Annotated in this window: 13 protein-coding genes and 2 tRNA genes; 7 read left to right on the top strand and 8 right to left on the bottom strand. The window is 72.9% G+C overall.

Features of this window, described 5'->3' with window-relative positions; genetic code table 11:
* Positions 1-60 precede the first annotated feature (60 nt).
* A complete protein-coding gene (locus JT362_RS04690) occupies positions 61-645 on the top strand; it encodes a putative glycolipid-binding domain-containing protein (protein ID WP_260189769.1) in 585 nt (194 codons plus the stop codon).
* 172 nt (positions 646-817) lie between these two features.
* Here the strand turns inward: JT362_RS04690 and JT362_RS04695 are convergent, their stop codons facing one another.
* Both JT362_RS04695 and JT362_RS04700 read right to left on the bottom strand, forming a co-directional pair.
* Positions 818-1,795, bottom strand: coding sequence for a prephenate dehydrogenase (locus tag JT362_RS04695; RefSeq protein WP_446014126.1), 978 nt, complete (start codon positions 1,793-1,795; stop codon positions 818-820).
* Positions 1,795-3,030, bottom strand: coding sequence for a M20 metallopeptidase family protein (locus tag JT362_RS04700; RefSeq protein WP_375546440.1), 1,236 nt, complete (start codon positions 3,028-3,030; stop codon positions 1,795-1,797). Before JT362_RS04700 ends, JT362_RS04695 begins: the two co-directional genes overlap by 1 nt.
* A 53-nt stretch (positions 3,031-3,083) precedes the next feature.
* Here JT362_RS04700 and JT362_RS04705 point away from each other — a divergent pair, with 53 nt between their 5' ends.
* The gene (locus JT362_RS04705; protein WP_260189771.1) at positions 3,084-3,572 is read left to right on the top strand and encodes a tRNA adenosine deaminase-associated protein; all 489 of its coding nucleotides are present in this window, start codon (positions 3,084-3,086) and stop codon (positions 3,570-3,572) included.
* Complete coding sequence (locus JT362_RS04710) at positions 3,569-4,021, top strand: nucleoside deaminase (protein WP_260189772.1); 453 nt, start codon at positions 3,569-3,571, stop codon at positions 4,019-4,021. The genes JT362_RS04705 and JT362_RS04710 overlap by 4 nt, the downstream gene beginning before the upstream one ends.
* Before the next feature lie 229 nt (positions 4,022-4,250).
* Here JT362_RS04710 and JT362_RS04715 read toward each other — a convergent pair whose 3' ends face one another.
* Positions 4,251-5,375: a helix-turn-helix transcriptional regulator gene (locus tag JT362_RS04715; RefSeq protein ID WP_260189773.1), complete on the bottom strand. Its 1,125-nt coding sequence runs from the start codon at positions 5,373-5,375 to the stop codon at positions 4,251-4,253.
* Positions 5,376-5,490: 115 nt separating this feature from the next.
* On the opposite strand from JT362_RS04715, the gene JT362_RS04720 reads away from it, so the two are divergent.
* A complete protein-coding gene (locus tag JT362_RS04720) occupies positions 5,491-6,081 on the top strand; it encodes a dihydrofolate reductase family protein (protein ID WP_260189774.1) in 591 nt (196 codons plus the stop codon).
* Positions 6,082-6,085: 4 nt separating this feature from the next.
* A complete protein-coding gene (locus tag JT362_RS04725) occupies positions 6,086-6,688 on the top strand; it encodes a dihydrofolate reductase family protein (RefSeq protein ID WP_260189775.1) in 603 nt (200 codons plus the stop codon).
* Between the two features lie 38 nt (positions 6,689-6,726).
* On the opposite strand, the gene JT362_RS04730 is transcribed toward JT362_RS04725, so the two are convergent.
* A tRNA-Ser gene (locus JT362_RS04730) sits at positions 6,727-6,813 on the bottom strand.
* Positions 6,814-6,906: 93 nt separating this feature from the next.
* Here JT362_RS04730 and JT362_RS04735 point away from each other — a divergent pair.
* Positions 6,907-7,068, top strand: a complete 162-nt coding sequence (locus tag JT362_RS04735) for a hypothetical protein (protein ID WP_260189776.1) — start codon at positions 6,907-6,909, stop codon at positions 7,066-7,068.
* 69 nt (positions 7,069-7,137) lie between these two features.
* Here the strand turns inward: JT362_RS04735 and JT362_RS04740 are convergent.
* The 3 genes from JT362_RS04740 to JT362_RS04750 all read right to left on the bottom strand — a co-directional run bounded on the left by JT362_RS04740 (position 7,138) and on the right by JT362_RS04750 (position 9,300).
* Positions 7,138-7,224: transfer RNA gene (locus JT362_RS04740), tRNA-Ser, on the bottom strand.
* Between the two features lie 23 nt (positions 7,225-7,247).
* Positions 7,248-7,745 carry a hypothetical protein gene (locus tag JT362_RS04745; protein ID WP_260189777.1) on the bottom strand — a complete coding sequence of 166 codons (498 nt, stop codon included), beginning with the start codon at positions 7,743-7,745 and terminating at the stop codon, positions 7,248-7,250.
* 88 nt (positions 7,746-7,833) lie between these two features.
* Positions 7,834-9,300, bottom strand: coding sequence for a glycosyltransferase family 39 protein (locus tag JT362_RS04750; RefSeq protein ID WP_260189778.1), 1,467 nt, complete (start codon positions 9,298-9,300; stop codon positions 7,834-7,836).
* 160 nt (positions 9,301-9,460) lie between these two features.
* On the opposite strand from JT362_RS04750, the gene JT362_RS04755 reads away from it, so the two are divergent.
* Entirely contained in the window at positions 9,461-11,518 is a 2,058-nt protein-coding gene (locus JT362_RS04755; RefSeq protein ID WP_260189779.1) for an MMPL family transporter, read from the top strand.
* Here the strand turns inward: JT362_RS04755 and JT362_RS04760 are convergent.
* Positions 11,467-12,501, bottom strand: a complete 1,035-nt coding sequence (locus JT362_RS04760) for an alpha/beta hydrolase (protein ID WP_260189780.1) — start codon at positions 12,499-12,501, stop codon at positions 11,467-11,469. The two genes, JT362_RS04755 and JT362_RS04760, sit on opposite strands and share 52 nt — an antisense overlap.
* Positions 12,502-12,511 lie beyond the last annotated feature (10 nt).

Below are 12,511 nucleotides of genomic sequence, written 5' to 3' on the forward strand. Positions count from 1 at the left end.
GGCCCCTGCCCGTTCGTGCTGTCGGCCGGGGCCACCACCGGGCCGTAGTAGGTTTGCCCGATGACCTCGCCGCTGATGATGACCTGGCAGGGCGTAGCCGCCCCGTACCTCGAGTCGGCGCGGCTGCTGGTGTCCGACGGTCGGCTCCGGGCGTCCGGCCGCATCGTCGCCGCGGCCAACCCGGCACGGGGCCACGGAGCGTTCAACGCGTCCTTCGAACTGTCGGTCCCCCGCAGCGGCGACGTGGGCAAAGGCCTCCTCCGCACGATCACCGCCGACGAGGAACGCCAGATCTCGGTAGGCCGCACCGAGGACGGCGTCTGGCTCATAGACCACGGCGACGGCACCCAACGCAACGACTTCGACGGTGCCGTGGACGTGGACGTCTCGGGCTCGGTGACGTTCACGTCCTTACCCATCCGCCGCCTGGGCTTACATCGTGAGCCCGGCGAACACGTACTCCCGGTCGTCTACGTCTCGATGCCCGACCTCACGGTCACCCTGGTCCACCAGACCTACCGCACCGTCTCGGTCTCCGAAAAGGGCGCCGTCATCAACTACTCCGTCCCCGACTTCACCACCAACCTCACCGTCGACCGCGACGGCCTGGTCATCGACTACCCCGGCATAGCCACCCGCGTCTGACCCCGCCGGACACACCCGATCCACTTGTCCACAAGTGGATCTTGCCCCCTACCCCCACCCCCCACACCCCGATAGACTGGCCCTGAGGGGAGCCCCCGGGAACGGGTGGGGGATGCCCTTGACGTGTGCGCGCGAGGGTGTGGCAGCGAGAGCGGGCCGGGGCGGGGTGGGTTCAGTCCGGTAGGTCGGCGATCGCGATGTCGCCCTCCAGGCGCAGGATTCGGCCGCCGCCCGAGCCCAGGGAGCGCAGGTCCTCGAACGCCTCCGGGTCCGTCAGGTCGATCCGCAGCTCCTCCCGCGGCGTCTCCCGCAGCGCGACCAACCCGGCCCGCGCCTCGTTCCCCGCTCGGATCGTCGCCGCCAACCCGCCCGTCGACGCCAACGCCCCACGGGCCGCCCCCAACCGCCCCAGCGCGTCGTCCACCGCGTCCAGCAGCTGCTCCCGGTTCCCCTCGCACATCGCCAGCACCAGCTCCGCCCGCGTCCCCGCCACCCGGGTTCCGTCCGCGAACGACCCCGCGGCCAGCGACAACGCCAGCGGCCCTCCGTCCGCACCCGTCGCCGCCAGCACCGCCGCCAGCACGTGCGGCAGATGCGAGATCCGCGCCACCGCGGCGTCATGCTCGCCCGACGTCGTCGGCACCACGTGCGCCCCACAGCCCAACGCCAACGACACCGCCGCCCGCCAAGCCTCCGCCGGCACCTCCTCGTCCGTCGCCACCACCCACGGCGCGCCGTCGAACAGGTCCGCCGACCCCGCCGCCCACCCGGACGCCGACCGCCCCGCCATCGGGTGCCCGCCGGCGTACCGGACCCCCGGCGCGCGCCGAGCCACCGCCGACGCCACCGCCGACTTCACGCTCACCACGTCCGTGAGCAGGCACGACGGCGCCACCGACGCCACCGTCCGCAGCACCTCGTCGACCGCCGGCAGCGGCACCGCCAGCACCACCAGCGCATCCGCCTCCGCCGCCTTGGCCAGCGCCTCCTCGACCGGCAGCACCGTGAACCCGTCGGCCACCGCCGCCTCCCGGTCCTCCGAGGACGCCGTCGCCCCCCACACCGGCCGCCCGGCCCGCGCCGCCGCCCGCAGCACCGACCCCCCGATCAGACCGAGTCCGATCACGCACACCGCTCGCACGGGACCCATCATCGCAGCGTGTCCAGCGCGAACGCCGCGTACATCGCCACGCCGTGCGCGAACGCGGACTCGTCGAAGTGCACCCGGTTCGAGTGGTTCGGCGGCGCCTCGTCCGGCTCGACGCCCGGCGGGCACGCACCGAGGAACGCCAGCGTCGACGGCACCTGCTCGGCGACGTAGGAGAAGTCCTCCGCGGCCATCAGCGGGTCGGCCATCACCGGCCCGAACCGCGACCCGAGCACCGAGCCGGCCAGCTCCAGCACCCGCGCGGCCACCGCCTCGTCGTTGCGCGTCGGCGGGTAGCCGGTGGTGACCTCGAACGACGTCGTGCAGCCGTGCGCGGCGCCGAGGTGCTCGCACACCTTCGGGATCTCCGCCAGCGCCCGCGCCCGCACCTCCGGCGACAACGTGCGCAGCGTGCCCTCCAGCTCGGCGGTCTCCGGGATGACGTTCGACGTGGTGCCCGCGGTGATCCGCCCCACCGTCAGCACCGCCGGGTCGAACACCGAGAACCGCCTGGTCACCATCGTCTGCAGCGCCCCGACCATCGCCGCGGCCGCCGGTACCGGGTCGATCGCGTGGAACGGCATCGCGCCGTGCCCGCCGCGGCCGGTGACCCGCACCAGCCACGCGTCCGCGCTCGCCATGATCGGCCCCGGCCGGCAGGTGACCACGCCGGACGTGGCGGTGGCCGTGATGTGCAGCGCGAGCGCGCGCTCCACCGGCCGCCCACCCGCCTGCAGCACGCCCTCGTCGATCATGTGCCGGGCGCCGTGGTGACCCTCCTCGCCCGGCTGGAACATGAACACGACCCGCCCGGCCAACGCCTCCCGCCGGGAGTGCAGCAGCCGCGCGGCGGAGACGAGCATCGCGGTGTGCGTGTCGTGCCCGCAGGCGTGCATCCGCCCCGGCTCCTCGGACGCGAACGCCAGCCCGCTGTCCTCCGGCATCGACAGCGCGTCCATGTCGCCACGCAGCAGCACGGTCGGTCCCGGCCGGGCCCCGTTGAGCACGGCCACCACCGAGTCGCACGACTCGCCCTTGGTGACGTGCAGGTCGAGGCCCTCCAGCGCGTGCAGCACCGCGGCCTGCGAGCGCGGCAGCCGCAACCCGAGCTCGGGGTGCTTGTGCAGCTGGCGGCGCAGCGCGACCGTGCGGGGTTGCAGCGCGCGGGCGGCCTCGAGCAGCCCGGAGAACCGGGGGTCGTCGGCCGGGACGGGGCTATCGGCGGGTGTCATGCCCATGATGATCGCACCGGTGCTTCCGACTCGGCCGGTTCAGGAATACCGTGTGCGGCATGTCCGAGCAGGATGCGGTGCCAGGCTTCGCGGTCGCGGTGGTACGCGAGGACGGCAGATGGCGGTGCACCGCCATGGACGCCGCCGTGCTGACCGAGCTGGACGCGGCGATCACCGAGCTGCGCAAGGTCCGGTCCACCGGGGCGGTGTTCGGCCTCCTCGGCGTCGACGACCAGTTCTTCCTGCTGCTGCGCCCGAGCCCCCGAGGCATCTCCCTCCTGCTCTCGGACGCCGCCGCGGCCCTCGACTACGACATCGCCGCCGACGCCCTGGACCTGCTCCGCGTGGAGCCCCCCTCCGAGGACGACGAGGAGATCTACCCCGAAGGCGCCCTCGACATCCTCGCCGACATCGGCCTCCCCGCCGCCGAACTGCGCGTCATCGTCGGCGAGGTCGACCTCTACCCCGACGAGCAGCTCCAGATGATCGCCCAAAGGTGTGGCTTCGCCGACGAACTGGCCAAGCTGCTCGACACCATCACCCAGTGACCCAGCCCCTGATCCGCCGCGCGCTCGACGTGGCCCGCGAGGCCACCCGCACCGAGGACATCCCCATCGGCGCCGTCGTCTACGCCCCCGACGGCACCGAACTGGCGGCGGCCTGCAACGCCCGCGAAGCCCTCGGCGACCCCACCGCCCACGCCGAGCTCCTGGCCCTCCGCGCCGCCGCCCGACACCACGGCGACGGCTGGCGCCTCACCGGCTGCACCCTCGCCGTGACCGTCGAACCCTGCACGATGTGCGCCGGCGCCCTGGTCCTGGCCAGGGTGGCCCGGGTCGTCTTCGGCGCATGGGAACCCCGCACCGGCGCGGTCGGTTCGCTGTGGGACGTGGTCCGCGACCGCCGCCTCACCCACCGCCCCGAAGTGATCGGCGGCGTCCTGGCCGACGAGTGCGGCGCCCTGCTGGAGGACTTCTTCGCCCAGCACCGCCAGTGACACCGCGTCACACGGAAGTGGTGACGCCGCCGCACTGACGGGAGGCCCCGCCGGCGGCTGCGATGGACCCACGCGCTCCTGTCGTCCAGCGGCATCCTCCCGACCCTCGACCCGGCCCCGGAGGAGGTCCGGCAAGGTCCACGACCGCGGCAGGGAACTGGAGCGGGGCAACTGGGGCGCCGAAGCCGTGCGCACCGCCGTCACCTGGACCTCCGCGGCGAGCACCTCGTCAACGGCCGCCGCCGTGATCACCTCGACGACCTGAGGAGCCGGGTGCGGTCAGCGATTGGGCGTAGTGGTCGAAGAACAGCCTGGCGACGAGGTCTCCGCGGGATCCGGTGCCGGACTTCGCGAAGATCGACTTCAGGTGGTCCTGCACGGTGTAGGTCGACACCTTCAGCCGGTCGGCGATCCGCCGGGTGGGCAGACCCTGTGCCACGAGCTCGGTGACCTGCCGCTCGCTGGGGGTGAAACCGTACGCGGCGGCCAACAGCGGCGCCAGCTCGGCGGGACGGGCCGCCTCCAGGAGCACCGCGACCGGCGACGCGGCGTCGTCGCCCAGCACCGAGCCGCGAACGACCAGCCACCGACCGGTGTGCGTGCGCACCCTGGCCGTGGCCGGTGCCGCACCCGCCGGCGCGTTCAGGACCGCGCGCGCCTGCCGAGCCACGGCGGGGATCACGACCGGCAACCGCGCACCGGCCCGGTTCCCGGCACCGAGCTCGTCGAGCCAGCGCTCCGCGGTCCGGTTCGACATCCGCACGCCGTCATCGGGGTCGAGGACCAGCATGCCGGCGTCCTCATCGCCGGCACGCGCGCTGTCGAGGAGCAGACCGCGCCGCAGCCCGTCGGCGATCAGCCCGGCGACCGACGAGACCAGCCGCACCTCGGTTGGGTCGAAGTACGGGCTGCTCGCCTCCCGGAACACGGTCAGTTCGCCCCAGGTTCCGGTGCTGCTCGCGAGCACCACCCGCAGTTCGTCGGCGAAACCGCCAGGCCGCCGGATCTCCCGCTGCCGCAGGCTGCGGTCCAGCTCGCCCTCGGTGACCTCACTCAGACTGGCGGCGGGGCGGCCGGCGCCGGTCAGCTCCACCCACTTGTTGAAGTCCGGCTCGCGCACCTCGATCTCGACGAGCCGAAGCAACTCGGCCGCCGGAAGGCCGTTCTCGACGTACTCCGCCGTCGGCAACAGGGTCGCCGGGTCGGTGGTCATCAGGCAGGTGCCCTCGGCCGGCACCGCGCGGGTCAGCGCCGCACCGACGGCCCGCGAGAACTCCGCCACCGGCAGGGCGCGGTGCACCAGGCGCGCGATGTCGTCGCGGACCGCCGCCCGCGCCGCCATCGCGTTCCCCATGCGCCGACCCTACGCCCGTCGACCCGCGCCACCCCAGAATTCTGGGATTCCGCCCCGGGACCGGGGTTCCGCATGCTGGGGCCACGAAGTTCAGCGAAGGAAACGAGGCCGCGAAATGGGTGTGGTTCGGCTGTACATGTCGATGTCCGTCGACGGGTTCATCACCGGCCCGGAGGACGGAATCGAGCACGGGCTCGGCGTCGGCGGCGAACGCCTGCACGACTGGCTGGGTTCCGGTGCCCGTGGTTCGGGCCGGCCGGCCGGTCCTGCCGGCGGCGCCGACGCGACCGTCTTCGCCGAGGCGATGGCCACCGGAGCGGTGATCACCGGCCGGCGCACGTTCGACCACGCGGGGCACTGGGCAGGCGACCACCACGACGGTGTGCCGGTCTTCGTGCTGAGCCGGACCGCGAGGCCGGACGTCGGCCACGCGCGTCACGTCGCCGACGTCGAGTCCGGTGTGGCGCGGGCGAAGGCCGCGGCAGGCGACCGGGACGTTTTGCTGCACGGCGCGTCCGCCGCCCAGGCGGTGCTCCGGGCCGGCCTGCTCGACGAGCTGGAGCTGCACCTGGTGCCGGTGCTACTCGGCCGGGGCAGGCGCCTGTTCGACAACCTGCCGCCGGACCACGTCGAGCTGGACCTGGTCCGCGTCCTCGACGGGAACGACGTACAGCACCTGCGCTACCGCGTGCGATCGAAGGGCTGAAGCGATGGGCGCCATCCGCCTCTACATGACCATGTCCCTGGACGGCTACGTCGCCGGCCCTGACGACACCCCCGATGCGCCACTGGGCGTCGGCGGGTTCCGCCTCTTCAACTGGCTAGATCTACGCGAGAAACCAGGTCCGAGCGGCGAGGTGTACGCCGAGGCGATGGCCACCCGCGCGGTGATCTCCGGCCGGCGCACCTTCGAGCTGGCGAACAGGTGGCACGGCGACCACCACGACGGCGTGCCGATCTTCGTGCTCACGCACGACATACCGAAGGAGCCACCGCCGGGCAGCGCCCGCTATGTCACCGACGTCCACGAGGCCGCCCACAGCGCCCGCGCCGCGGCCGGCGACGAGGCCGTCCTGGTGCACGGTGCCGGCGCGGCGCAGGCCCTGCTGCGATCCGGTGAGCTCGACGAACTGGAGCTGCACGTCGTGCCGGTGCTGCTCGGCCAGGGCAGGCGCCTGTTCGACAACCTGCCGCCCGACCACGTCGAGTTGGAGCTGGTACGCCGGATGACCACATCCGCCGACGTCGATCCAGAACGGCAGGTCACGCACCTGCGCTACCGCGTCGCCGGACCAACGAGAAACGCCAGGTGAACCCGCGAAGATTCACCTGGCGTTCCTGCTGCTCAGAGCGGTAGCGGTGGGATTTGAACCCACGGAGGGCGTGAACCCTCACGCGCTTTCGAGGCGCGCTCCTTCGGCCGCTCGGACACGCTACCGCCGAGAACGATACCTGACCGGGTTCGCCGGGTCGGGGGTGGGGAATACTGCCCGGTGCGTGATCAGCTGACGTGGGAGACGAGGAGGACGTCATGCATGCTGACCAGCAGGAGCGGAAGGACACGGCCACCGGGCACGAGCCACGGCACGGTCGTCACTCCGCCCCCGAGGGGGCTGACCTCCACCCGCTGATCGACCTCGGCCGGGACCCGAACCCGGGGGTGGCCAACCACGCCAAGCCGGACGAGGACTAGCGGGACCGCACAACGGCGAAACGCCGGGCAGCTCGATGAGCCGCCCGGCGTTTCGCCTGTTCAGGAGCGCGGAGGATGCGGGATTTGAACCCGCGAGGGTTTTAACACCCAACACGATTTCCAATCGTGCGCACTAGGCCACTATGCGAATCCTCCGTCGAAGAGGGTAACAGGCCGGCTCAGCCGCGGATCGTGTACCTCGGGGGGTCGCCGGTGTCCCAGATGTGATGGCAGCGCGGGCACTGCTCGGCGCTCGGGCCGTGCCTGCGCGCCCAGTCCTCGGTGCTGATCACCACGTCCGGGCGCCGGAACCGGTGGCCGCACGCGGGGCACACCCGCTCCATCGGGTCCTCGCTCACGGGTGGCGGTCCATCGCCGGTGACCTTGCCGGCGGTGCGCAGGTCGGCCCCGGCCTCGCTCGCGCAGTCGACGTGGGCCAGCCAGCGGAGGTTGCCGAGCGGGTCCGTGGCCGGCGGGTGGTCGGCGGGCACCCGGCCTTGCAGGTCGCGCACCGCGTTCTCCTTCAGCGCGGCGATGTGATCCGCGCCCGCGATCGGGCGGTGGCAGAACACGCACGTGCGAGCGGGTGCCGGCGCCGGGCGGGGGCGGCGGCGGAGCGCGAACACCACCGCGACGAGCAGCGCCGCGAGCACGAGCACGCTGACTAGTGGATCCATACCGACCTCCTCGACCCCGACGTTAGCCACTCGGGTTCTCCACAGGTGGGGACAACACTGGGGATAACTCGAACAGCCGTTCGACGACTCAGTAGTAGTGGCGGAGCTCGGGCCAGAGCTGGGACCACGGCGCGCTCGTACCGGCACACACGACCAGATCGGTGCCCTGTTCGTCGTTGTCGACGATGCCGCGGTGCTCGGCGATCGGCTCGCAGCCGGTGAACTCGGGCGGTGTGCCGCCGTCGAAGTCGCCGACCAGGAGGATCGGGCCGGTCAGACCGTCCGGCGGCGGGCCCCAGTCCCAGTACGACATGTGCGCGGAGTACGGAGCCGGCAGACCCCGGTCGGGACCGTAGTGCTCCAGTGCCCCCGCCTGGCCGTAGTTGCCGGTGAGGATCACCTCGGCGTCGGGAACCGCGTGCCACGCGTCGGCCACCGAGTCCACGAACTCCGGCCAGCCGACCTGCTCGCCCTGTTCGGCGTTGATCGCCAGGACCGGGGCCAGCGCGCTCGGCGGCAGCACCGGAAGGCTGATCACCACGTTGACGGCCAGGACGACGGCGGCCAGGGCGTAGCCGGTTAACCGCCGGCCGCGGACCCAGCGCAGGGCGGACTCCGCGCCGGCCGCGACCAGCGGCAACAGCAGCGGGACCGAGTAGTACGGCTTGCCGCCCAGCACGAGCAGCACCACGCACAGCACCGGGTACGCGACGGCGAACGACCGGCCCCAGCGCAGCTCGGGATCGCGCCACAGCCGGGCGATCCCCGCCAGCCACACCGGCACCACGTACGCCAGCTGCATCGGCACGAACAGGATCCGGTTCTCCGCGCCGTCGTCGGCGGAGATGCCGCTCGCGACGGTCAGCAGGGGGAAGTCGTGCGTGGCCTGCCAGACCAGGGTGGGAGCCGCGACGAGCAGGGCCAGCACCACGCCGGCGGGGAGCCACCACGTGCGCAGGACCCGCCGCGGACCGGCCACCAGCACCCCGACGCCCAGGGCGAGGACCAGCAGCAGGATCAGCCACTTGCTCGCCAGCCCGACGCCGACCAGCGCGCCGACCACGAGCCACCAGCGCCCGTCGCCGGTGCGGAACAGGCGCAGCGCCGCCAGGCCCGTCGCCACCCACAGCAGCGTGTCCAGCGTGGTCGTCGACAGCATGTGCGCCGTCGCCAGCGGAATCGGCGAGCCGGCCGCGATCGCCGCCGCCGCGACCTGGGCCGCCCGGCCGCCGCCCAGCTCCCTGGCCACCAGCGCGACCACCACGATCGTCGCGGCGCCGATCAGGGTCGCGACCACGCGCAGGCCGGTGGGGGTGTCACCGAACAGCGCGGTCGACGCCCTCGCCAGCAGCGGGGTGAGCGGCGGCTGGTCCACGTATCCCCAGGCCGGCCGGTCGCCGGCGGCCATGAAGTACAGCTCGTCGCGGTGGAACCCGTAGCGGCCGGACAGCGCCGTCAGGACCGCCACCTGGAGCGCGACCACGATCCCGACCGCCCCGGCGGCGAAGCGTGGCAGCGGATCGACCCGTCGGACCGGTGACCCGACCGCCGCCACGGCGTCCTCCTGTCCATTGTGGACCGACCGGAGGTCGTGGTCCCGCAGCGGATCCTATCGGCCCGGCGGGCCGGTCAGAAGGCCGAAACCGGGGTTGTCATGCGGGCGGCCGCCGTGGCGGTCATGATCGGGGCGACGAGCGAGCGAGGGGTGGTTCCCGATGCGGTGGTTCCTGCCGGCTCTGCTGGTGGTGGTGTGGCTCGGACTCGGCGCGGTCGGCGGGCCCTACACCGGCAAGCTCGCCGACGTCGCCGAGAACGACAACGCCGCGTTCCTGCCCGAGTCGGCCGAGGCCACGGAGGTCCAGCGGCTCCAGGAGCGGTTCAGCGACCAGGAGGTCATCCCCGCGGTCGTCGTCGCCGAGCGGGCCGGTGGGCTCACCGAGGAGGACAACCGGTACCTCGCCACGCGGGCCCGTGACCTGGCGGCGCTCGACGGTGTCGTCGCCCCGCCCCAGCCTCGGCCGGCCCCCGACGGGGCGGCCGCGCAGCTCGTCGTCTCCATCAGGGGGGACGGCGACCCGGCCGCGGTCGTCGAGGAGCTACGGGCCGCGCTCGAGGACGGCACTCCGGACGGGCTGACCGTCCTGGTCGCCGGGCCGGCCGCGCAGATCGCCGACCTCTCCGAGGCGTTCGGCGGGATCGACGGCCTCCTGCTGCTCGTCGCCGCCTCGGTCGTCGCGGTGATCCTCATCGTGGTCTACCGGAGCCCCATCCTGCCGATCGTCGTGCTGTTCTCGGCGGTGGCCGCGCTCGGCGCCGCCAGTTTCGTCGTCTACCTGCTCGCCGACGCCGACGTCCTCACCCTCAACGGGCAGAGCCAGGGGATCCTGTTCATCCTCGTGGTCGGCGCGGCCACGGACTACGCCCTGCTGATGGTCTCCCGGTTCCGCGAACAGCTGCGGGAGACCGACGACCGCTTCGTCGCGATCGGCCGGGCCTGGCGCGGCACCGTCGAGCCGATCGCCGCCTCCGCCGGCACCGTCATCGCCGGCCTGCTCTGCCTGCTGTTCTCCGACCTCAACTCGAACAAGGGCCTCGGCCCGGTCGCGGCCATCGGGATCGGCGCCGCGCTGATCGCGTCGCTCACGTTCCTGCCGGCCGTGCTGGCGCTGCTCGGGCGGACCGCGTTCTGGCCGTTCCGGCCCGCGCACGGGTCGGCGAAGCCCGAGCACAGCGGGCTGTGGGGGCGGATCGCGGGACTCGTCGGGCGGCGGCCGAGGGTCGTCTGGATCGTCACCACGGTCGTGCTGCTCGCCGGGGTCGCGTTCGTGCCGCAGCTGAAGGCCAGCGGGACGGCGCAGTCCGACCTGTTCCTGTCCGAAGTGGACTCCGCGGCGGGGCAGGACGCGCTGTCCCGGCACTTCCCCGGCGGCTCCGGCGCGCCGACCGTGGTCATCGCCCGGGACCTGCAGGCCGAGGAGGTGCTGACCGCGACCAGGGTGGACGGGGTGGCGACCTCGTCGATCGTGGACCGCCGGGGCGGGTACGTGCTCATCCAGGCCGTGCTCGACGACGCGGCCGACTCCGAGGACGCGCAGGCCACCGTGGCGCGGATGCGGGACTCCGTGCACGCGATCGCCGGCGCGGAGGCGAAGGTCGGCGGGCAGACCGCGATCCAGCTCGACACCCAGCAGGCCGCGGCCCGCGACCAGCAGGTGATCATCCCGATCGTGCTCGTGGTGATCTTCCTGGTGCTCGCGCTGCTGCTGCGGGCGCTGGTGGCGCCGCTGGTGCTGATCGCCACCGTCGTGCTGTCGTTCGGGGCGACCATGGGCGTGTCCGCCCTGGTGTTCAACCACGTCCTGGACTTCCCCGGCGCCGACCCGGCGATCCCGCTGTTCGGGTTCATCTTCCTGGTGGCGCTGGGGATCGACTACAACATCTTCCTGATGACCAGGGTGCGCGAGGAGTCCCTGCGCACCGACACCAGAACCGGCACGCTGCACGGGCTCGCGGTCACCGGCGGCGTGATCACCTCGGCCGGCGTCGTGCTGGCCGCGACGTTCGCCGCGTTGTCGGTGATCCCGGTGCTGTTCCTCGCGCAGATCGCGTTCATCGTCGCGTTCGGGGTGCTGCTCGACACCGTCGTGGTGCGGTCGCTGCTGGTGCCGGCCCTGACCGTCGACATCGGGCCGAAGATCTGGTGGCCGGCCAGGCTCAGCCGTCAGCCGCGGGTGGGGAACCGTTCGCAGAGCCAGGCCAGCGACAGCGGGTAGCGGTACTCGATGGCGCCGTGCCTGGCGTCGAACAGCTCGAAGTGGACCTTCTCGTCGGCGACGCCGGCCCGGTCCAGCGCGCGGCGGTAGGCGACGGCGCCGAAATCGAGGTGGTACTCGTCCCGGGTGCCCGCGTCGATCCAGATCGAGTCCAGCGAGCGCACCGCGTCCCGGTACTCGGGGCGGTCGGCCATCAGCGCCGGGTCCAGCGCCAGCCAGCGCGCCCACACGTCCGGGACCAGCGCGCCGGTGTCGTCGAACGGGAGGTCGACCGAGCCGTCCTCGTTGCCGGAGTAGGCCGCGGCGTAGCCGTACATCTCGATCAGGTCCGAGTCCGACTCGCGGGTGCCGTGCAGCCGGCCGCGCCAGTCGGCGAGGAACGCGTCGTAGGAGCCGCCGTACTCGTCGCGCAGCAGGCGGGCCACGCGGGGGAAGTCCGGCTGGTAGCTGACCTCGAACAGGGCGTCGCCGGCGTGCGTGGCCAGCGAGCCGAACACGTCCGGGCGCAGCATCGGGGTGACCATGGCGCCGTAGCCGCCGCTGGACTTGCCGGCGACGGCCCGGTGCTCCCGGTCGGCGACGGTCCGGTAGCGCGCGTCGACCCACGGGACCACCTCGTCGCACAGGTACGAGTGGTAGCGCCCGGTGGCGGGGGAGTCGAGGAACTGGCTGCCGCCGACCCCGGTCCACGCGTCGACGTAGACCACGATCGCCGGCGGCGTGCCGTTCGCGAACACCTCGTCGGCCAGCTCCGGGAACGGCCGGCGGAACGGCATCCGGTTGAACCACATCCGCACGTGCCCGGTGTAGCCCTGGATCGTGTAGACGACGGGGTAGCGGCGGTCGGAGTCGTCGTAGCCGGGCGGCAGGTAGACGTGGATCGGGCGCTCGTGCGGGTCGCCGAGCCGGTTACCGCGCAGCAGCGCGCTGTCGACGACACCGGACTCGATACGACCGGCCAGTTCGGCGGACCAGGGGAGCATGGTCCGAGGC

Source organism: Actinophytocola gossypii, assembly GCF_025165815.1.
GTDB classification, from domain to species: domain Bacteria; phylum Actinomycetota; class Actinomycetes; order Mycobacteriales; family Pseudonocardiaceae; genus Actinophytocola; species Actinophytocola gossypii.

Excerpts from the sequence above, each read along its gene's own strand:
- JT362_RS04725 (WP_260189775.1), top strand. The coding sequence starts at position 6,086 with ATGGGCGCCATCCGCCTCTACATGACCATGTCCCTGGACGGCTACGTC.
- JT362_RS04745 (WP_260189777.1), bottom strand. The coding sequence starts at position 7,745 with ATGGATCCACTAGTCAGCGTGCTCGTGCTCGCGGCGCTGCTCGTCGCG.
- JT362_RS04700 (WP_375546440.1), bottom strand. The coding sequence starts at position 3,030 with ATGGGCATGACACCCGCCGATAGCCCCGTCCCGGCCGACGACCCCCGG.
- JT362_RS04695 (WP_446014126.1), bottom strand. The coding sequence starts at position 1,795 with ATGGGTCCCGTGCGAGCGGTGTGCGTGATCGGACTCGGTCTGATCGGG.
- JT362_RS04760 (WP_260189780.1), bottom strand. The coding sequence starts at position 12,501 with ATGCTCCCCTGGTCCGCCGAACTGGCCGGTCGTATCGAGTCCGGTGTC.
- JT362_RS04735 (WP_260189776.1), top strand. The coding sequence starts at position 6,907 with ATGCATGCTGACCAGCAGGAGCGGAAGGACACGGCCACCGGGCACGAG.
- JT362_RS04720 (WP_260189774.1), top strand. The coding sequence starts at position 5,491 with ATGGGTGTGGTTCGGCTGTACATGTCGATGTCCGTCGACGGGTTCATC.
- JT362_RS04690 (WP_260189769.1), top strand. The coding sequence starts at position 61 with ATGACCTCGCCGCTGATGATGACCTGGCAGGGCGTAGCCGCCCCGTAC.
- JT362_RS04715 (WP_260189773.1), bottom strand. The coding sequence starts at position 5,375 with ATGGGGAACGCGATGGCGGCGCGGGCGGCGGTCCGCGACGACATCGCG.
- JT362_RS04755 (WP_260189779.1), top strand. The coding sequence starts at position 9,461 with ATGCGGTGGTTCCTGCCGGCTCTGCTGGTGGTGGTGTGGCTCGGACTC.
- JT362_RS04705 (WP_260189771.1), top strand. The coding sequence starts at position 3,084 with ATGTCCGAGCAGGATGCGGTGCCAGGCTTCGCGGTCGCGGTGGTACGC.